Genomic DNA, 19,710 nt, shown 5'->3' with positions numbered 1-19,710 from the left:
AGACTGCGTTGCCCGCCGCGGCGCGGCCAGGCGTTTTTTAGACCGCCACCACCGGATGGCGCAGCGTGCCGATGCCTTCGACGCAGGCCACCACCACGTCGCCCGGCCACAGCCATTCCTGCGGCTTGCGGCCCGCGCCCACGCCTTCAGGCGTGCCGGTGGCGATGATGTCGCCCGGCTCCAGCGTGATGCCCGCGCTGATGTCCGAGATCAGGAACGGCACCTTGAACAGCATGTGGCGCGTGTTCGAGCCCTGCTTCTTCTCGCCATTGACCGTCAGCCACAGATCCAGCACCTGCGGATCCGGGATCTCGTCGGCGGTCACGATGCACGGGCCGAAGGGCGCATAGGTGTCCTGGCCCTTGGAATAGATCCACTGGCCGGCGCGGCGGCAATCGCGCGCGCTCATGTCCAGCATCACGCTGTAGCCGAACACATAGGACAGCGCATCGGCTTCGGCCACGCGCGAGGCGCGGCGGCCCATGATCACGGCCAGCTCCACTTCCCAATCCAGCTGTTGCGTGATCTTGGCGTTGTGCTCGATGGCGTCGCCCGGGCCGATGACGGTGGTGGGCGGCTTGGAGAAGATCACCGGCTGCTTGGGCAGGTCGGCCGAGGTATCCAGCGTACGGCTGGATTCCGCCACGTGCTCCACGTAATTCAGCCCGATGCCGAAGATGTTCTTGCGCGGACGCGGAATCGGCGCCAGCAGCTTGACGTTTTCCTGCGGCAGCGCGCTGCCCACGGGCCAGTTGCCGCGATAAGCCTCCATCAGCTTGCTGGCCTGCGCCACCGCCACGGGGCCCAGGTCGATGAAAGCCAGCATGTCGTCGGGCAGGTCCACGCCGCCTGCGTGGCCCAGCAGGGCCAGGTCAATCACATAGCCTTCGGCCAGCGCGCCCAGGCGGGCAGCGGCGGTGGGATGGGCGCGAAAAGTTACCAAGCGCATAAGAACTCCATAAATTCAGGACGAGTTGAGTCAGGCGCGCGGGCCCGGCCCGCGCGGCGGATGAAAAATTCAAGAGGGATCGGGCAGCGCTAGATCAGCACTTGATGGCCGTCGTTTTCCTTGACCGCTTCTTCGCGGTAAAGCGCCAGCGCGCGCATCACGGGCAGGTCGTTGAAGCTGAACAGGCAGGCGTCGTCGTTCGATGAAAGATTGACGTGTTCATGGATGGCCCACGAGGGCACGCAGAAGATGTCGCGTTCGGTCCAGTCGTAGCGCTTGCCGTCGATGATGGAATAGCCGCTGCCCTTGGCCACCTGGTAGATGAAGCTGCCGGTATGGCGGTGGGCCTTGGTGTGCTCGCCGGGCCGCAGCAGCTGCATGCTGGCGCCGATGGTGGGCATGACCGGGCCGCCCGTGGCCGGGTTGACGTATTCGAGCAGGATGCCGTCGTAGGGGCTGCCGGCGGTAGTGCGCGCATAGCGGCGCAGCGCCTCGTAGGTGGGCTCCCATTCGTACTTGAAGAGCGGCGAATACGGCTTGGTCCAACCGGACACCTGAGGCCGTAGCGCCGGGTTGGCCCAGGCGGCGGTGGTGTCGTCCACCGGATAGGTCACAGTCTGGTTCAGGTCCGGATGCACGGCATAGAAACCGGCCTCCATGGCGTTGACCAGCGGAATGTCCAGGCCGTCCTGCCAGATGCAGGTAGTGCCGTCTTCGGCCACGCCGTGCTCGTGCCAGGTGCCATTGGGCGTCAGCACGAAATCGTTCGCGCCCAGTGTCATCTTGTGGCCGTCGACCACGGTGAAGGCGCCCCGCCCTTCCATGATGAAGCGCAGCGCCGAATGCGAATGCTTGTGGGCGGAAGCCAGTTCGCCCGGCTTCATGACCTGCAGGCCCGAATACAGCCAGCCCACGGCGGCGGCCACGTCGCGCCGGCCCGGGTTGTTCAGGTAGATCACGCGCCGGCCAGCCTCTTCGGGCGAAACCAGCTCGGAAGAACGCAGCACGTGGCCGCGCAGGTCCTGGTAGCGCCACACCACCGGCACCGAGGCCGACCGCGGCGCCCACGGTTCGATCTTGTTCGCCACCGTCCACAGGGCGCCGGTCTCCAGGCGGGCCAGCTCCTGGTAGTAGGCGATGAGCTCGGGCGAGTCGGCCACATTGGCGCGGCCTATGGTGTCCTCGCGGTACGCGTCATAGCGGTTCGCTTCCATCCCTTGCCTCTTTTTATAAAAATTTAAATATTTTCGAAAATAATAGAGGCCGGCGGAAAATCGGGCAATGAATGCGCGCTAGGGGTTTTCCCAGGCTGATTGAAAATTGTTGGCGCGGCGTCAAACAATACTGTACAAAAACACAGTACAACGTGATACATTTCGCTCGCCCAAAAACTGTCGTCCAGGAGAACCCTGTGTCAGAAGCTGCCCATCTCGTTCAGTACATCGTCGTTCCCTACCGCGCCGCCGCCGATGGCGTCGCGCCTGGTGAAATCCGCGCCGCCAGCAGCGAGTTCGGCGCCATCCGCATCGCCAACTCCATGGCCTCCAAGTTCGCCGGCGTTGCCGCCTACGAAGTGCTGGTGGACAAGGAAACCGGCGACATGGAATCGCCGCGCATCCTCGCCCAGATCGGGACCGTACCGGCGTTGGACGATTGAACGCGTATCCACCGTGCCGGGCCCAATTCGGCCCGGCGACGACGCCTGCTCGTCAACGAGTCAGGTTATGAATTTTCTTTGATTTGAATAAGTATTTTCTAGCTTCATTAACGCAAGGATGTCCGGCAGCATGCGGGGTTGCGCGCAATTCGCCCACCCACTCTTGCCACCAAGAAGCAGCATGATCCGCCGACTCCCCTTGCACGGTTCCGCCATTGCCGCACTCCTGTTCCTTGCTTGCGCGCTGACGCCCGCTGCGCACGCGGCCGAATCCCCCGACTGGCCAAGCAGACCCGTGACGCTGGTGGTGCCTTTCCCCCCCGGCGGCGGCAATGATGCAGTGGCCCGGCAGATCGCCGGCCCGGTGGGCCAGGCACTGGGCCAGCCGCTGGTCATCGAAAACCGGCCGGGCGCGGGAGGCACCATAGGCTCGGCGGCCGTCGCCCGGGCACGCCCCGATGGATATACCCTGCTGCTCTGCTCCACCAGCAGCCTGGTCATGGCGACAGCGCTTTATCCCGGCTTGCCGTACCGCGTCGAGGATCTGGCTCCCGTCGTCCACATCGCCGATACGCCGACGATCTGGGTGGCCGATCCGGCCGTATCTGCCAACAATCTCCAGGAATTCATCGCGGCGGCCAAACAGGCGCCCGGCAAATACGGCTACGCCTCGGGCGGCAAGAACACCATGCCCCACCTTGCGGGCCAGACAGTCAGCGCGCGCAATGGCCTGGACATGCTGCATGTGCCCTACCGCGGATCCACGCCGGCTTATGCGGATCTCGCCACGGGGCGCGTGAACGTGATGATGGACAGCATCATTTCAGCGTTGCCCTTTATCGAGTCTGGCCGTGTCAAGGGATTGGCCGTCAGCACGGATCAGCGCCTGCCGCAGATGCCGTCCGTACCGACCTTGGCCGAACAGGGCCTGGACGATTTGGGCTTCGAAGGCTGGGTCGGCATTTGCGCGCCGCGCGACACCCCGCCCGAGATCAGCGCCAAGGTCGCCCGCAGCGCGCAGCTGGCCTTGGCCCAACTCGCGTTGCGGGAAACATTCGCCAGGCAGATTGCGGAACCGGTAGGAGACGGCCCCGAAGCGTTTGCGCAGACGATACAGCGCGATGCCATCGCGTGGCGGCAGATCATCGCGGCGTCCCCCAACGAACCGGACTGAGAGGCAGACAGCGCAGACCGAAGCGCGGCTGCGCTCAGGCGGCAAAAGTTGTCTCGTCCGCCACGCCATCTGAGACCAGCCGCGCTACCTCGCAAATGCAGTCGGCCATGGCTGCGCGCAACGGAATCGCAGGCTGGTCGACATAGGCGGCGAAGTAGGTCTGCTTCGGAAAGGGCCTGGGAAATGGCAGCCGCACCAGCTTTTCCGAATCGAGTTCGCCGCGGATGAGTTCGAGCGGCAGTACCGCGTAGCCCGCACCCGCAACGGCCAGCCGCAGCATGACCGTCAGCGACCTCACGACGATCAACTTGAAGCCTTGCATCTGCGGAGATGAGAAATAGCTGGCAATCGAGGAGTACAGCAGCGAATCCACCGGATAGGACAGCAGAGGCAGCCGCTTCAACTGATTCATCGACGGCTCGACCTCGCCGCGCATCAGGCTCGGGCTGCAGACCCAGACGTAATCCAGCCCCAGCAATTGCCGGTTGACCACCGTCGGCTCTTCGATGCTGCCCAGCAACAGTCCGATGTCGAGCGCCCCCCCAAGCAATTGCTGTCGTATATCCGTACTGGTCAACGATTGCAGGTGCACGGTGACGTTCGGCCATTGTCTGCTCAAGGCGGCGGCCATAGGCTCGAGTATGGCTTCCGCGACGGTTCCGCTCAGGCCGATGCTGATCTGGGTAAGCCGTACGTCCGTGGTCGCGAACCGGCTGGTGAAGGCTCTCGCATGAGCCAGCAGTTCTTCCGCGGGCCCAAGCATTTCAGCGCCGACTGGCGTCAAGCTCAGTTGCTTGCCCTTCTCCCGCACAAAGACCCTCACCCCCAGTTCTTCCTCGAAGGCTGCGATGCGGGCAGAGATGGCCGCCTGGGACGCGTGCAGTTCTTCCGCGGCCAAGGTCATTTTCTTGAGCCTGGCGGCTCGGACAAACGTTTCCAGAAACCGGAGATTCATGCGTGGATATCCTAAGCCTGAGACGCAACCCAAGCCCCCGGCCGGCATCAGGACAATCCGCCAGGAATGGGATAGGCCATCAGAATCAGAATCTGCAGGGAGCTGGGCTTCGTTGTTGCGATGCTGCAATGCATCAAAATGCTGACTGGATTAGCCAGCAAACGCTGATTCCAGAAAAAAATACGGCCGGTCAACCCATTTTTTTCGTGGACCGCAGACGCGGGTGGCGACCTGCGGATCTGAACACAAAGCGGGAGACAAGGCTCCCGCTCATAATCCCAAGCAATTGATTTTAACGAATTTTCCGAGATTTCCACATAAATGGACCCTATCAGAACTTCGTGTTTTTTTGTGTGCTTCAACCTTGTAAGAGTTTGCCAATCGACGCGGGATCAGGATGCTGGATAATCGAAATATTCCGCGTATTTCACTGCAACAAAATTAATCCACATTGCCGTCGCCCAGACGGGCGCATACCTGGTCAGATCCAGTACCTGCGGGTAGACAGCCGCGTATGGCGCTGGAACGTCTGCACAGGATCGGTTGTTCAAATCATGAAGAATCGGCAATAAACAATCGTTGCCTGAATTTGAAATCCGCCACGCGCAGAGGCAATCAAACGTTTCCGATCCAGCGCCTGCCATCGTCCGCCCGCGTTCTGCCAGGCAGTGAAGATCCAGTTAAGTCAGCGCGATGCCGCCGTCGACGCGCAGATTGACCCCGGTAATGAACCCGCCGTCGTCCGAAGCGAGAAACAATGCGGCGCGCGCCAATTCCGCAGATTGCGCCAGCCGCCCAAGCGGAATCAATGAGGCCATGCCCTGTTCGAATGCGGGCCGATGCGCCGCGCCCACGCCCAGCTTTTCCAGAATGGGCGTATCCGTAGGACCGGGGCTCAATACGTTGAAACGAATCTTGCGCGACTTGAATTCCAGCGCCCAGGCGCGCGCAAACGCCTCGATGGCGGCTTTGGAGCCGGCATAGACCGCATGGTTTTCCAGCACTTTGGCGCTGGCGATGGAGCCAGTGATGATGATGGAACCACCGTCGCGCACCAGCGGCAGGACCTTGGTGACGCCGAAGAACACGGCGCGCGTGTTGGTGTCGAACTGGACGTCATAGCTGTCCACGCTTACCGCGGTCGAAGGCTCGATGTTATTCATGCCGGCGTTGGCCATGTAGATGTCGACGGCGCCGAACCGTTCACGGACTTCTGCCGCCACGCGGTCATGCGTGGCCAGGTCGGCAACGTCCCCAACCATGCCGAAGGCGGACGCTCCAAGTTGCGCCACCGCCGCGTCGACGGCATCTTTCCTGCGCCCGAGGATGGCCACGCGCGCGCCTTCGGCAATGAAGGCCTCGGCCGCGGCATAGCCTATGCCGCTGTTGCCGCCGGTGACGACGGCAGTCTTGCCCAACAGTTTTTTCATGATGATGTTCCTTCGTACAGGTAAGACGCCGGCCGACGCGACAGGCCTCGTCGGCCGGCATCGGCGCGCTTAAAAGTCCCAGATGACCGGCACCCAGCGGAACGCGTCGCCGTCGACCGCCACACGTCCCAGGGACGGGAACGGCAGATGGGCGGCGACCAACAGCCCGCGGTTCTGCGCCAGCTCCTGGAACAGACCGAGGCGGACGCGGGCCGATTCCTCGGGGTCGTGCTCGAAACCGTTTTGCCATTCGGGATGGTCGAACGCGACCGGGAACATGGCGTCGCCAGCAAACGTCAGCCTTTCGCCGCCCGAGACCAAGTCGACCACGCTGTGCCCGGGAGTATGGCCGCCGGTCATGCGCACGATGACGCCCGGCGCCACCTCATGCCGATCGTCGAAGAGGCGCAGCCGGTCGCGGTACTCGTTGTAGAAGCTGGTAGCCGTCGACTTCAATACCGCAGGCACAGGCTTGGGCATGACGGTGTGCGAGAAATCCGGCGAGGTCCAGAACGCCACTTCGGTCGCGGACACGTGGATGCGCACGTCGGGACGCAAGCGCTCCTTGACGTCCGGCACGAGCAGCCCGCCCACGTGGTCCATGTGCATGTGCGTGATGATCACGTCGGTCACGGATTCCAGCGCGATGCCGGCGGACTCCAATCTCTGCGGGAACATCCCGGCGCGCGGAAAGCCCGCGAACTGCCCGCCCAGCCCCGCATCGATGAGGATGGTCTGGTCGCCGCTGCGCGCCACCATCACGTTCAGCGGCCAGTCGAACGCGTCCGGAGGCATGAACATGTGTTCCAGCCAGGCAGCGAGATCGGCAGGATCGGCATTGGTGGCCATGGTCGAAGTCGGCAGCGGCAGCACGCCGTCGCTCACGACCAGGGCGTCGATGTCGCCGATCTGCAGCGCGTAGCGCGACGGGACCAGGTCGAGGGATTCGGTGTTTTCAATGGCAAACATGGCGGTAACTCCAGGTAGGTGCGCCGTTCAGGCGGTGGCGCGGATGAAGGCGAGCAGGTCGTCGTTGATGCGGTCCTGCATGGTGGCGGTCAGGCCATGCGGCGCGCCGGGGTAATAGATTTCCCTGGCGTTCTTGACCAGGCGCGCGGCCTTCTTCGCCGAGTCGTGCACCGGCACGATCTGATCGTCTTCGCCGTGCATGAACAGGGTCGGGACGTCGATCTTCTTCAGGTCCTCGGTGAAGTCGGTCTCGGAAAACGCCTTGACGCATTCGTAGGCGTTCTTCTGGCCGCTTTGCATGCTCCACAACCAGAACTGGTCCAGCATGCCTTGCGAGACCTTGGCATCGGGGCGGTTGGCGCCGTAGAAGGGAACCGCCAGCTCCTTGTAGAACTGTGAGCGGTCTCCCGCCACGCCCGCGCGGATGCCGTCGAAGACCTCGACAGGCAGGCCTTCGGGATTGGCGGCGGACTTCAACATCACCGGCGGCACCGCGCCGATAAGCACCGCGCGGGCCACGCGCTTGCTGCCGTGGCGGCCGATATAGCGCGCCACTTCGCCGCCGCCGGTGGAATGGCCAACCATGGTGATGTTCTTCAGATCGAGCGCCTCGATCAACTGCGCCAGGTCATCGGCATAGCCGTTCATGTCGTTGCCGGCAGACGGCTGCGAAGAACGGCCATGGCCGCGCCGATCATGCGCGATGACGCGAAAGCCATTGCGCGCCAGGTAGTGCATCTGCCCGTCCCAGGCATCCGCGTTCAGCGGCCAGCCATGCGAAAAGGTGACCACGGGGCCCTGGCCCCAATCCTTGAAGTAGATCTGCGTACCGTCGTTGGTGGTGAAGGTATTGCGGGTCATGGTCGTGCTCCGGTTGGATTGCGCGTTGCTCTGCGCGGCTGCTTCGGCGCGGATGGCGAATGCCCCCGTCGCCAGGACGGCGCTGCCGGCAAGAAGACTGCGGCGGGCCGGGTTGTGCGAGTCGTTCATGGGAACTCCTGTTTCGGCAAAGTGAGTGAGGGCATGGTAGGTATGCGGTCTGGTCCGCGGTAGGCACGCGGCGGGAAGCACGCTGTTGCGCGACGGGCACCAATGCGCCGCGGCATGGACATGACGCGCGCCACACAGGCCCACGTCACGCGGGCCGCACTTATTCGGAAGGAGAAACGATGATTGGTGTCGCGCCGGCAACACCATGCGTCCTTGCATGGCCCTACCGCGTCACGCGCGACGCTCTTAGGATGAGCGCACCCATACACACCAGACGCGCCGCTGCGCGCCGACCGGGGGGCCGACATCATGCATCTGGGAAAATCCTATCGCCTGGGCGAGTTCATCATCTGGACCCGCAGGAAGATCTACGTCCTGCTGGCGCTGGGCTTCGCGCCAGTGCTGCTCCATCAGCTGGCTGGCCTGAAATGGCTGACCTTGCCCTTGTCGGTGGTTTCGCTACTGGGCACCGCCACCACCTTTGTCGTCGGCTTCAAGAACGTGCAGACCTACGCGCGCACGGTCGAAGCGCAGAAGGTCTGGATGAGCATTGTCAGCGCCAGCCGCTACTGGGGCGTGATCAGCCGCAACTACGTCGGCGACGCCGAACGCGGCACGGCCTTGGTGCAGCGGCATCTGGCCTGGTTGACGGCGTTGCGCTACCAGCTGCGCGAGGCCCGCCTATGGGAGACCGTCGGCAACCGTCCCAATGCCGAATACCGCAGGCAGTACGTGATCCCGGAACGCGCCGAGCCCCTGGAGTCCGCGCTTTCCCGCTACCTGCCGGCACAGGACATTGCCGGTTTGATGCAGACCGATGACAAGGCCGCGCAAATGCTGGCAATGCAAGGCCGGGCGGTCCGCGGACTGCTGGATGCAGGCGCCATCACCGCGGCGGAATACGCCGAGCTCAACAGCCGCATCCGGGAACTGCTGGATCTGCAGGGACAGGCCGAGCGCATCAAGAATTTTCCGTATCCACGCCAGTACGCCATCATCAACACCTTGTTCGTGCGCTCTTTCTGCGTGGCGCTGCCGTTCGGACTGACGGGCCAATTCGCCCAGCTGGGCCAGGATATCGGCGGCTACATGCAAGGCCAGATGGCGTGGCTGGCGGTGCCGTTCAGCGTGATCATCTCGTGGATCTACACCTCGCTCGAGCAGGTGGGCGAAAGTACGGAGAATCCCTTCGAGGGCAGCGCCAACGACGTACCCATCAGCCGCCTGAGCGTCATGATCGAAAGGGATCTGAAGCAGATGGCAGGCAGCGCCAACCTGCCCGCGCTGCCTGCCTCGGTGATCGCGCTGTAGCGCGCGCGGCACGCGGCGCGCCCCTCCGCCCGCGACTGGCTGGCAGAGGCTTGCGCAGCTTGTCCTGCCCGGGCCGCTGCGGCAAAATACCCTGCCCTCCCGCCCCCCCATTTCCGCTAGGCATTGGCCCATTCCATGACCGGCTCCGTGACCCTGTTCGACCGCCATCGCCCGCGCCTCTACGCGATCGCCTATCGCATGCTGGGCTCGGTGGCCGAGGCGGAAGACGTGGTGCAGGATGCGTGGCTGCGCTGGCATGGCGCCGACCGCTCCACGCTGGAGAACCCCGAGGCCTGGCTCGTCACCGTCACCACCCGTCTGGCGATCGACCGCCTGCGCGCTGCCCGCACGGAACGGGAAAACTACGTGGGCGTCTGGCTGCCGGAACCGATGCTGATGGCCGCGCCTTCCACGCCCGAACAGATCCATGAACTGGCCGACGATGTGTCAGTGGCATTTCTGTTCATGCTGGAGCGCCTGTCGCCGGACGCCCGCGCGGCCTTCCTGATGCGCGAAGTGTTCGACGCCGACTACGAGGACATCGCGCAGACCCTGGACAAGACCCAGGCCGCGGTCCGCCAGCTGGTGCGGCGCGCCAAGCAGCAATTGCGCCAAGGCACCCCGCGCGAGGCCGTGCCGCGCGCGACGCTGCACCGGCTGCTGCTGACCTTTGCCGATGCGATGGACCGCAGCGACTTCCACGGCCTGCATGCGCTGCTGAGCGACGATGCCGAACTTATCGGCGACGGCGGCGACAAGGTCACCGCCTTTGCCAGCCTGGTGGGCGGCAAGCGGCTGGCGCAGCTGTTCTACGCCGGCAAGCGCCGCTACCGCGACGCGTTGCGCACCGAGGTGGTCCAGGTGAACGGCCAGTGGACCTTGCTGCGCTTCATCGATGGCGATCTCGAATCGGTGCAGTCCTACGAAACGGACGGCAAGCGCCTGACCCGGGTGCTGGTGCAGCGCAATCCGGACAAGCTGGCCCGCATCGCGGCCGCCCTGGCGCAACGCTGAGACCGCCCGCACCGGCGTTGGTGCATCGCGGGCAACATGGTGGTCCCTTGCGCGGACCTACCGCCGCGCCGCCCTCGCTTCTACGATGGACCTGTCACCACTCCACTCAGGACAGGCCATGCCGAAACTCACCAAACTCGCGTTGTCTTTCATCGCCGCCGGCGCGCTGCTGGGCCAGCCCGCCCATGCTGCATCGCACCACGGCGCGCCCGCCGGCAAGCCGGCCGATCCCATCGTCACGGAAGTAATGAGCAAGGACCTGCCCGACATTCCCGGCCGGGATGCCGTCATGCTCGTCGTCGACTACCCGCCCGGGGCCGCCGACCCCTTGCACCGCCATGACGCCTCGGCCTTCGTCTATGTGCTGGAGGGCAGCATCGTCATGCAGGTCAAAGGCGGCAAGGAAGTGACGCTGACCCCTGGCCAGACCTTCTACGAAGGGCCGGACGACATCCACACCGTGGGCCGCAACGCCAGCCAGACCAAGCCGGCCAAGTTCGTGGTCGTGCTGATCAAGAAAAAGGGCGCTCCCGCCCTGATCCCCGTTCAATAAGGGACGGATATTTATCCCTTCCTGGCCATCCCCGGGTGTCTCCCCGCCCGGGGATGGCCATTTTTTTCAAGGAGGCGTCACAAAACCGTCCAGCGCAACGTCTTAGCAGGTAGGATCAACCAACTTGCGGCGCTGCCACCATGCCTACCCCTATCCCAGCCTCCCCGGTCACCCCTCCCGCGAACGGCCCGGACTCCCTGGCCGACAGCTTTGCCACCAGCTATGCCGGCGTCATGGCCTTCCTGGCGGTCGCCGCCGAGGGCAACTTCGCCAAGGCCGGCGACCGGCTGGGCATAGGGCGTTCGGCAGTCAGCCGCAGCGTGCAGAAACTCGAAGACCAGCTGGGCGTGCGGCTCTTCGTGCGCACCACGCGCAGCACCTCGCTGACCGCGGAGGGGCAGCGCTTCTACGAGCAATGCCATCCCGGCGTGGAACGGATCATCCAGGCACTGGACAACATGCGCGACCTGCGCGAGGGCCCGCCTTCCGGCCTGGTGCGCGTCTGCTCCACCGTGGGTTTCGGCCGCAAGGTCGTGGCGCCCCTGCTGAAGGCGTTCCGCGAAGCGCATCCGAACATCTCGGTAGAGCTGTTGCTGGATGACGGCCCGACCGACTTCACCACGGACCGCGTCGACGTGTCGTTTCGCAATGGCCGCATGGAAGACAGCCAGGTGATCGCCAAGAAAGTCATTCCCATGCAGATGATCCTGTGCGCCTCGCCCGACTATGCCGCCAGGCACGGGCTGCCGCTAAGCGTCGACGAGCTGTCCGGCCATAGCTGCGTGAACTTCCTGCTGGCGTCCGGCCGCGTATTCGAATGGGAATTCAAGGTCGGCGGCCATCTGCGCAAGTTCGCGCCGCCCGCCATGCTGACCTTCAACGATGCCGACCTGGTCCTGCAGGCCGTGCTGGACGGCCATGGCATCGCGCAGATGGCGGCGTACCAGGTCTGCGAGCATCTGCGCGCAGGCACGCTGGTCGCCTGCATGCCGCAGTACTCGCCCGACGACCGCGGGCACTACCTGTGCTTTCTCAGCCGCCAGCACCTGCCCGCCCGCATGCGGGTCTTCATCGATTTCATGACCGAGAGCATCCGCGCGCAGGACCTGCTGATCATCGACAGCCTGCTGCCAAAACAGGCCTGAGCGCTATTGGGTCAGGGCCACGACGCTCTGGATCCCGCCCTGGGCCATCTTGGCGTAAGGACACAGGCGTTCCGTATTGCGCACCAGCTCTTCCGCGATGGGCGTGGGCACGCCCGGAAGGTGGATATTGACGTCCGCCGTCAGCGCGAAAAAGCCATCGACGGGGTCCCGGCCGAACGAGATGGTGGCCGTCACGGAAGCGTCCGGGATGGCCAGGCCGGCGCGTTCGGCCAGCATGCTGAGCGCGCCGTGGAAGCACGCCGCATAGCCGGCGGCGAATAGCTGTTCGGGGTTGGTGCCCCCGCCCGTGCCGCCCAGCTCCACCGGCAGGCGCAGTTCCACGATCAGCTCGCCATCGTCCGAAATGGCCATGCCGGAGGCGCGTCCATGCGCGGCCTCCCCGCCGCGCACCGTCACGCTGGTGGTGTACAGGGGATGGAAATCCTTCCCCCGGTACTTGTCCAGGAGACTCTGGGGAGGAGGCCGCAGTTTGCTCATGAGGGTCCTTGCGCCTGCCGCTACTTTCTTGCGCCCGAACGGCTGAACCAGGTTTCGAAGCCGATCTGGCCCAGGCGCGGGCCGGCTCCCGGAACCAGCGTGTCGTCATCGAGCAGCGCGCCGAAATAGCGCGCGCCGGTGTCCGCCCGCACGGGGCGCGCGTCACCGATCTTGGCCATGTAGCGCTGCACCAGCTCGGCCAGGCGTACCCGCTCGGGGCCGGCGATTTCGACGATGCCGTTCACCGGCGGCGCCAGCGTGGCGTCGGCCATGGCCAGGGCGACGTCGTCCGACGCAATGGGCTGGACGTAGGCGGGCGACAGCCGCACTTCCGCCCCTTCGGTCCCCGACTGCACGATACCGCCCAGGAATTCGAAGAACTGGGTGCTATGCACGATGGTGTACGGGATTCCAGCAGCCACGATCAGCGCTTCCTGCGCGATCTTGCCGCGGAAGTAGCCGCTTTCGGCCAGGCGCTGCGTGCCGACCACCGACAGCGCGACGTGGTGGCGCACGCCGGCGCGGGCCTCCGCCGCCAACAGGTTGCGCCCCGAGGCCTGGAAGAACTCCAGCACGGCGCGGTCTTCGAACGACGGCGAGTTGGCGACGTCGACCACCGTGTCGACGCCGGCGAGCGCGGCGTCCAGGCCCTCGCCAGTCATGGTGTTGACGCCCGTGGCGGGCGATGCGGCAATCGCCTCATGGCCGCGCTCAGTCAGCAGTTTGACGAGTTTGGAGCCGATCAGGCCCGTGCCGCCGATAACCAGGATTTTCATGGTAGTCCCTTAGTTGAACTTGGCCTTATCCAGGCCATATGCCTTGTCGGCAGAACCCGGCACGGTGCGGAAGCCCACGTTCAGGCGGTTCCAGCCATTGATCGCCATGACGGCGAAGCTGAGGTCCGAGATTTCCTTTTCGGACAGTTGCGTGCGGACGCGTTCATAGATCTCGTCGGGCACGCCCTGCGCGCCCAGCGTGGTCAGCGCTTCGGTCCAGGCCAGGCAGGCGCGTTCACGCGGCGAAAACTCGGTCGATTCGCGCCAGATCGCCACGTGATGCAGGCGCAGTTCGCCTTCGCCGTGGATCTTGGCATCCTTCACATGCATGTCCAGGCAGAAGCCGCAGCCGTTGATCTGCGAAGCGCGGATTTCGACCAGGCGCAGGATCGATTGCTCGATCGCGCCGGACTTCAGGAGCATGCCGAACTCGACGAATTTCTTGAACAGTTCGGGCGATTGCGCAAAGGCATTCAGACGTTGACTCATGGTGACTTCCTCGATGGGTTGAACGACGCCCAAATCGTAGGTCTGCCGGCAAAACGGCAGTAGGCCCGCGGAGGGGACCATGATGTTGCCGCGGCGGCAACAATCGTCAGCGCGCGCTGACGGCCATGTTCAGGTTCAGGATTTCGGTTCGATCCCGAGTTGTTTCATGGCCCGGCCGATGGCCTGGGGCGCGTAATCGTCCCAAGGCTCGTTGCCCGCATCCAGGCGGGTGTGGATGTTGGCGATGGTCCATTGCGCCGAGCCTTTCAGCCCGTCCAGTTCGTCCCAGCGGACCGGTACGGACACGCCCAGGCCGGGCCGGGCGCGGGCCGACCAGGCCGCCACGGTCGTGGCGCCGAAGCCGTTGCGCAGGTAATCGGCGAATATCTTGCCCACGCGGTTCTTGGGCCCGCTTTTGGCGACGAACAGCTTCGGCAGCGTTTGCGCCAGATGGCGCACCATGGCTTCGGAAAAGTCCTTCACGGCGTCCCAGCCGTATTGCTTGCGGATCGGCACGACCACATGCAGGCCCTTGCCGCCGCTGGTCTTCAGCCAGCCGCGCAGGCCTAGCTCCTGAAGCAGCACGCGCACCAGCTCCGCGCCCTGCTGCACGGCAGGCCAATCCACCCCTTCTCCAGGGTCCAGGTCGAACAGCATCCGGTCCGGCTTGGCGATCGAGGTCTTGATCGCATTCCAGGTATGGAACTCCACCACGTTCAGCTGGGCGGCAGCGAGTATCGCTGCTTCGTTCGAGATTTCCATGAGCGGCGGATGTTCTGGGTACAGGCGTTCAGGCAGCGCCAGCACCCCCGCGATGGGGGATTCCGAGTGCCGCTGGAAGAAGTGCTGACCCTGGATCCCCGCGGGCGCCCTGACGAAGGAAACCGGGCGGCCGCGCAGGTGCGGCATCATCAGTGGCGCCACCAACCCGTAATAGCGCGCCAGATCGAGCTTGGTCGCTCCCGAAGAGGGATCTATGACGCGGTCGGGATTGGACAGTTTCATTCCCTTCGGCGGCGTTGCCGCGCCCTCTTTCAAGGCCTTGGCGGGGCGTTCGCGGGTGGATATCTTTTCAGCCGGCATGGCAACCTCGCGCGTGATCTTCTTGGGGGGTTTGTCGGTCCGCAGCCCGCGGAAGGTCGAATGGCGCACATGGCCGTCGCCAGTCCATTCGCCGAACGAAACCTCTCCCACCAGCGTAGGATGGACCCAGTGGACCTGCTTGAGGGCGCGCGGCTTGCCCTGGGTCAACGCGCTGGTTTCTTGTTCAATGCCGGCCAGCTTGCGATGCAGGTCCAGCAGCGTCCTGTCGTCGAAACCCGTGCCCACATTGCCGGCGTAGCGCAGCCCGCCATCCGGCTCGTGCACCGCCAGCAGCAGCGCGCCAAAGCCCTGGCGGCTGCCCTTGGGCTCGGTGTAGCCCACGATGACGAATTCCTGGCGCTTGGTGCACTTGAGCTTGATCCAGTCGTCCGTGCGGCGCGACACATAGGGCGCGGACAGACGCTTGCCGATGATCCCCTCCAGGCCCAGCTTGCAGGCCGAAGCGACCAGGTCTGCCGGCGGCTTATCGAAGGCCTCGCTGAACTTCACGTGCTGGCCCTTGCACCTGGCGATGACCTGCCGCAGCAGGTCCCGCCGCAGCCTGAGAGGCTCGTCGCGCAGGTCGCGTCCCGCGACGTAGGGCAGGTCGAAGGCGTAGAAGACGATATCCGCCGTGCTCGCGGCATCGAAGGCGTTCTGCAAGGCCTGGAAGCTGGGCACGCCTTCGCGCGTCAGCACCACGATCTCGCCGTCGATCCAGGCATTGGCGATCTCCAGTGCCGCCAGCTCCTGGGCCAGCCGCGGAATCCTGGCTGTCCAATCGTGGCCGTTGCGCGTGTACAGCTTCGCGCTGCCGCCATCCAGCCTGGCCAGGATCCGGTAGCCGTCGAACTTCATTTCATAGGACCAGTCGTCCGCGCCCCGCGGCACGCCGTCGACCAGGGTGGCCAGCTGAGGCTTGAGCGACGCGGGCAAGGGAGCGGCCTTGCCCGGCAAGGCCGCGGCGGATTCTGTTGCATTCACGGCGCGGGCTTGCGGTTTGCTGCGCGCAGCCGCCTTCTTCTTCGTGCGCAGCGGCACCACGCTGTCCGGCATCTCATCCACGACGCTGAAATCCCGGTCTGGCCGCGCGTACTCGTCGTTTTCCTTGATCAGCAGCCAGGACGGCTGGCGATCGCTCTCTTTGCCCTTCATGCGGATCAGCGCCCAGCGCCCGCGCAGCTTCACGCCGTCGAGCGTGAACTTCAGATGGCCTGTCTTGTATCCCTTGCGCGGATCGCCTATAGGCGTCCAGCGCCCCTCGTCCCAGATGATCACCTTGCCGGCCCCGTACTGCCCCTCGGGGATGGTGCCTTCGAACTGGTTGTACGCGATGGGATGGTCTTCGACCTGCACCGCCATGCGCTTGACGGAGGGATCGAACGACGGCCCTTTCGGCACCGCCCAGCTTTTCATCGCGCCATCGAGCTCCAGGCGGAAGTCATAGTGCAGGCGGCTGGCCCAGTGCTTTTGTATGACGAACACCAGGTCTGCGCCGCCTGATTCACCGCCTTCCGCCGGTTCCGGCGTGACGGCGAAATTGCGCTTCTCGCGGTATTTCTTCAGGCTGTCCGCCATTTTCAGGCCGCCTTTTTCGCCTGCCTGGCGCTCTTGGCGGCCTTCTTCGCGGGCGCCTTTTTCACAGCGGAACTACGCGGCGCGGCTTTCTTGGCGGGCTTGGCCTCGGCCTTGGCGCGCCCCTTGGACGCGCCGCCGCGCAAGCTGCGCTGCAACAGGTCGGTCAGATCGATCACGTTATCCGCATACGCAGGCGCTTCCTCCTGCGGCGCGATTACGGTTTCGGTCTTGCCCGCCTGGGCCTTCTGTTCCACCAGCCCCATGATGGCCGCCTTGAATTCGTCCTGGTACTCGGCCGGATCCCACTCTGCCGACATTTCGTCCACCAGCATCTTGGCCATCTTCAATTCGGACGCGCTGGGCGACATGCTCTTGGCGCCTGCCTTGGGCAGATCCAGTCCCTCAACGGACTTCACCTCGTCGCCCCAACGCATCAGATTCAGAACCAGCGCGTCTCCCATGGGAATCAATGCCGCCAGATGCTGCTTGGTCTGGATCACGACCTTGGCGATGCCTATCTTGCCGCTTTTCACCAGCGTGTCGCGCAGCAGCGCGTACACCTTCTGCCCCTTGTTGATCGGGGCGATGTAATACGGCCGCTCCAGGTAGACGAACGAGACTTCGGCCGATTCGACAAATTGCTGGATTTCGATGGTTTGCGTCGTGCGCGGATAGGCCTCCGCGATCTCCTCGGGGGAGATGATGACGTACTGGCCGTCCTCATATTCGACCCCTTTGACGATGTCCTTGGATTCGATCTCCTTGCCCGTGCGCTTGTTGATGCGCTTGTAGCCGACGGGGTCCATCGACCGGCGGTCCAGCCAATCGAAATCCACGCCCGATTCCGTCGTGGCGGTATGCAAGCCCACGGGGATGTGGACCAGGCCGAAGGTGATCGCGCCCTTCCAGATGGTTCGCGTGGCCATGAGAATTTCTCCTAGGTGATGTGCACGCGCTCTCGCCGCGGCTTCGGATGCCACAACAACGGCAGCCATCGCCACGGCGGAAAACGCAGAGCAGCAACTTCCATGCCCGACGCCCGGCCCGCGCCTGACTGCGCCGCCGCCGGCTCCCCGGACCGCGATTCCTGCACAGGCACGCCGCTTGCTGAGTTGCCTGCCATGACATCCCTACCCGATTCCCGCTCGGAAGGCATCGTGGCGGCTTTTCCCCGGCGCGCGCGGGCCTCCGAACACGAGGTGGCATCACTCGATGCCCAAGCCGCCCGACTGGCCGCGTTGCTGGGCAGACGCTACGTGCCCGATTACCGACCCAGCCGCCACGGCGGCGGGGTGGTTCCCTATTATGTGCCTGATCGCACCATCATAGGCGCCAGGCGCGCCGCCGTGCTGGGCATCGTCAGCGAGACAGACCTTTACGGCGGCGTGGCGCCGCATGCGTTCGTGGCCACCAAATCCATCAGCCACGGACTGGTGGGGCCGCAGGCCTCCCGCCCTGCCAGCTGGTCCATGGCACTGGCGGACATGCTGGGCGACGCCGTGCTGGAAGGCTATACCGCCTTTTGCCCCGAAGACGCCCTAGCCGCAGGACGACGCTTGCTCGCACGCGGCACGGTACGCGTGAAGCCCGCGGACGCCACGGCGGGTCGCGGACAGGTCGTGGTCAGGAGCCTGGATGCGCTGCGGGCTGCCCTGGCCGAGCAATCCCCGCGCTTGATGCAGCGCCTGGGTCTGGTGCTGGAAGAAGACCTGGAAGAAATCGAAACGTATAGCGTGGGCTGGTCGAAAGTGGGCCAGATGGAGATCGCCTATGTGGGCACCCAATCGCTGACCGACGACAATCAGGGCTGCCAGGTGTACGGCGGGTCCGAGCTGCGCGTGGCGCGCGGCGGTTTTGACGCCCTGCGCGCGCTGGATCTTCGCGCGGATGAGCGACGCGCCATCGAGCTGGCGTGCCGTTATGACACGGCGGCCTGGGCCGCCTATCCGCAATTGATCGCATCGCGGCGCAACTACGACGTGGCGATCGGGCGCGCGGCGGACGGCGGCGCGCGCGCCGGCGTGCTGGAGCAATCCTGGCGCGCTGGCGGCGCCAGTCTGGCCGAACTGGCCGCCATGCAGGCCTTCGCGCTGTCACCGGCGCTGATGGAAGTGCGCGCCGAGACCCGCGAACGCTACGGCGCCGGCGAACCCGTGCCAATCGCGCAACGGCTGGTGTTCCACGGGGTCGACAGCGCCATCGGCCAGATCAGCAAATCGGGAGGCATCCTGGAGGCGCAAGATGGCGGCGCATAGCACCCCTACCGCTCTGGAAGTCGACGACGTGTCGCTCGAGGCGACCTTTCTCACTCCCCAGGACAAGGTCCCTGGCGTGCTGTTTATCCACGGCTGGGGCGGCAGCCAGGAATTTGACCTGTCCCGGGCCAAGGGGATCGCCGCGCTGGGATGTGTCTGCCTGACCTTCGACCTGCGCGGTCATGCGGGCACCCGGGCCCAGCAACTACAGGTGACCCGCGAGGACAATCTGCGCGACGTGGTGGCGGCCTACGACAGGCTGTCGCTCCACCCCGCGCTGGACTCCGGTTCCATCGCCGTAGTGGGCAGCAGCTACGGCGGCTATCTGGCCGCCCTGCTCTGCACGCTGCGCCGGGTGCGCTGGCTTGCGTTGCATGTCCCCGCCTTGTATCGCGACGACGAATGGCTGGTGCCCAAGAACCAGCTCAACCGCGACACGCTGCGCGCCTACCGCAGCGCCTACGTGCCGCCGGAAGAAAACCGCGCGCTGAAGGCTTGCACGGAATTCTCCGGCGACGTGCTGCTGGTGGAAGCGGAGCACGACATCTATATCCCGCACTCCACCATCATGAGCTACCGATCGGCCTTCCGCCGTTCGCACTCATTGACCCACCGCATCATCGACGGCGCCGATCACGCGCTGACGGAAAAGCCGGCGCAACGCGCGTATACCTCGATCCTGGTCAACTGGGTGACGGAGATGGTGACGGGCGCGCGCATGGGCGAGGGCCGGGCGAGCTTCTGAGCGCAAGCGCAATCTCCCTGCCGGCCAAAGACCGATGCGCACGCACCGCGCGCGTGATCGTGGCGCATCGCCCCGACACGATTGCGACGGCCGGGCGCGAGATCTCGCTGGTAGCCGGCAAGGTGGCCAGCGACAGCGG

Annotated in this window: 19 protein-coding genes; 8 read left to right on the top strand and 11 right to left on the bottom strand. The window is 64.8% G+C overall.

Annotated elements, in window-relative coordinates; translation table 11 throughout:
- Positions 1 to 37 precede the first annotated feature (37 nt).
- Both IB257_RS09810 and IB257_RS09805 read right to left on the bottom strand, forming a co-directional pair.
- A complete protein-coding gene (locus IB257_RS09810) occupies positions 38 to 949 on the bottom strand; it encodes a fumarylacetoacetate hydrolase family protein (RefSeq protein ID WP_192492233.1) in 912 nt (303 codons plus the stop codon).
- An 89-nt stretch (positions 950 to 1,038) separates the two neighbouring features.
- Positions 1,039 to 2,163, bottom strand: coding sequence for a cupin domain-containing protein (locus IB257_RS09805; protein WP_054455064.1), 1,125 nt, complete (start codon positions 2,161 to 2,163; stop codon positions 1,039 to 1,041).
- Between the two features lie 197 nt (positions 2,164 to 2,360).
- On the opposite strand from IB257_RS09805, the gene IB257_RS09800 reads away from it, so the two are divergent.
- Together IB257_RS09800 and IB257_RS09795 are read left to right on the top strand one after the other, a co-directional pair.
- Positions 2,361 to 2,606, top strand: coding sequence for a hypothetical protein (locus IB257_RS09800; protein ID WP_054455066.1), 246 nt, complete (start codon positions 2,361 to 2,363; stop codon positions 2,604 to 2,606).
- Positions 2,607 to 2,787: 181 nt separating this feature from the next.
- The gene (locus IB257_RS09795) at positions 2,788 to 3,780 is read left to right on the top strand and encodes a tripartite tricarboxylate transporter substrate binding protein (RefSeq protein WP_225588865.1); all 993 of its coding nucleotides are present in this window, start codon (positions 2,788 to 2,790) and stop codon (positions 3,778 to 3,780) included.
- A 34-nt stretch (positions 3,781 to 3,814) separates the two neighbouring features.
- On the opposite strand, the gene IB257_RS09790 is transcribed toward IB257_RS09795, so the two are convergent.
- The 4 genes from IB257_RS09790 to IB257_RS09775 form a co-directional block, all read right to left on the bottom strand.
- Positions 3,815 to 4,735, bottom strand: a complete 921-nt coding sequence (locus tag IB257_RS09790) for a LysR family transcriptional regulator (protein ID WP_192353761.1) — start codon at positions 4,733 to 4,735, stop codon at positions 3,815 to 3,817.
- 680 nt (positions 4,736 to 5,415) lie between these two features.
- Complete coding sequence (locus IB257_RS09785) at positions 5,416 to 6,165, bottom strand: SDR family NAD(P)-dependent oxidoreductase (protein ID WP_054455070.1); 750 nt, start codon at positions 6,163 to 6,165, stop codon at positions 5,416 to 5,418.
- Positions 6,166 to 6,234: 69 nt separating this feature from the next.
- Positions 6,235 to 7,134 carry an MBL fold metallo-hydrolase gene (locus IB257_RS09780; RefSeq protein WP_054455072.1) on the bottom strand — a complete coding sequence of 300 codons (900 nt, stop codon included), beginning with the start codon at positions 7,132 to 7,134 and terminating at the stop codon, positions 6,235 to 6,237.
- A gap of 27 nt (positions 7,135 to 7,161) precedes the next feature.
- Positions 7,162 to 7,995 carry an alpha/beta fold hydrolase gene (locus IB257_RS09775; protein WP_217481772.1) on the bottom strand — a complete coding sequence of 278 codons (834 nt, stop codon included), beginning with the start codon at positions 7,993 to 7,995 and terminating at the stop codon, positions 7,162 to 7,164.
- A 438-nt stretch (positions 7,996 to 8,433) separates the two neighbouring features.
- Here IB257_RS09775 and IB257_RS09770 point away from each other — a divergent pair, with 438 nt between their 5' ends.
- From IB257_RS09770 to IB257_RS09755, 4 genes are all read left to right on the top strand, one after another.
- Entirely contained in the window at positions 8,434 to 9,435 is a 1,002-nt protein-coding gene (locus IB257_RS09770; protein ID WP_175180430.1) for a bestrophin family protein, read from the top strand.
- Between the two features lie 135 nt (positions 9,436 to 9,570).
- A complete protein-coding gene (locus tag IB257_RS09765) occupies positions 9,571 to 10,449 on the top strand; it encodes an RNA polymerase sigma-70 factor (RefSeq protein ID WP_054455078.1) in 879 nt (292 codons plus the stop codon).
- Between the two features lie 118 nt (positions 10,450 to 10,567).
- Positions 10,568 to 11,002, top strand: coding sequence for a cupin domain-containing protein (locus IB257_RS09760; protein WP_054455081.1), 435 nt, complete (start codon positions 10,568 to 10,570; stop codon positions 11,000 to 11,002).
- Positions 11,003 to 11,142: 140 nt separating this feature from the next.
- Entirely contained in the window at positions 11,143 to 12,147 is a 1,005-nt protein-coding gene (locus tag IB257_RS09755) for a LysR family transcriptional regulator (protein WP_054455083.1), read from the top strand.
- A 3-nt stretch (positions 12,148 to 12,150) separates the two neighbouring features.
- Here the strand turns inward: IB257_RS09755 and IB257_RS09750 are convergent, their stop codons facing one another.
- The 5 genes from IB257_RS09750 to IB257_RS09730 all read right to left on the bottom strand — a co-directional run bounded on the left by IB257_RS09750 (position 12,151) and on the right by IB257_RS09730 (position 17,497).
- Positions 12,151 to 12,645, bottom strand: a complete 495-nt coding sequence (locus IB257_RS09750) for an Ohr family peroxiredoxin (RefSeq protein WP_054455086.1) — start codon at positions 12,643 to 12,645, stop codon at positions 12,151 to 12,153.
- A 20-nt stretch (positions 12,646 to 12,665) separates the two neighbouring features.
- A complete protein-coding gene (locus IB257_RS09745; RefSeq protein WP_192492232.1) occupies positions 12,666 to 13,421 on the bottom strand; it encodes an SDR family oxidoreductase in 756 nt (251 codons plus the stop codon).
- 9 nt (positions 13,422 to 13,430) lie between these two features.
- The gene (locus IB257_RS09740) at positions 13,431 to 13,910 is read right to left on the bottom strand and encodes a carboxymuconolactone decarboxylase family protein (RefSeq protein ID WP_119452206.1); all 480 of its coding nucleotides are present in this window, start codon (positions 13,908 to 13,910) and stop codon (positions 13,431 to 13,433) included.
- 135 nt (positions 13,911 to 14,045) lie between these two features.
- On the bottom strand, positions 14,046 to 16,571 hold the full coding sequence (gene ligD, locus IB257_RS09735; RefSeq protein ID WP_192492231.1) for a DNA ligase D: 2,526 nt from the start codon (positions 16,569 to 16,571) through the stop codon (positions 14,046 to 14,048).
- A gap of 2 nt (positions 16,572 to 16,573) precedes the next feature.
- The gene (locus IB257_RS09730; RefSeq protein ID WP_054455092.1) at positions 16,574 to 17,497 is read right to left on the bottom strand and encodes a Ku protein; all 924 of its coding nucleotides are present in this window, start codon (positions 17,495 to 17,497) and stop codon (positions 16,574 to 16,576) included.
- 195 nt (positions 17,498 to 17,692) lie between these two features.
- On the opposite strand from IB257_RS09730, the gene IB257_RS09725 reads away from it, so the two are divergent.
- The gene (locus IB257_RS09725; RefSeq protein WP_054455094.1) at positions 17,693 to 18,826 is read left to right on the top strand and encodes a DUF3182 family protein; all 1,134 of its coding nucleotides are present in this window, start codon (positions 17,693 to 17,695) and stop codon (positions 18,824 to 18,826) included.
- The gene (locus IB257_RS09720) at positions 18,813 to 19,571 is read left to right on the top strand and encodes a S9 family peptidase (RefSeq protein WP_054455097.1); all 759 of its coding nucleotides are present in this window, start codon (positions 18,813 to 18,815) and stop codon (positions 19,569 to 19,571) included. Before IB257_RS09725 ends, IB257_RS09720 begins: the two co-directional genes overlap by 14 nt.
- The last annotated feature ends 139 nt before the right edge of the window (positions 19,572 to 19,710 follow it).

Origin of the sequence: Achromobacter sp. ACM03 (assembly GCF_014851665.1) — a bacterium.
GTDB classification, from domain to species: Bacteria; Pseudomonadota; Gammaproteobacteria; order Burkholderiales; family Burkholderiaceae_B; genus Achromobacter; species Achromobacter aegrifaciens.
This window is presented reverse-complemented; position numbering and strand designations above follow the sequence as displayed.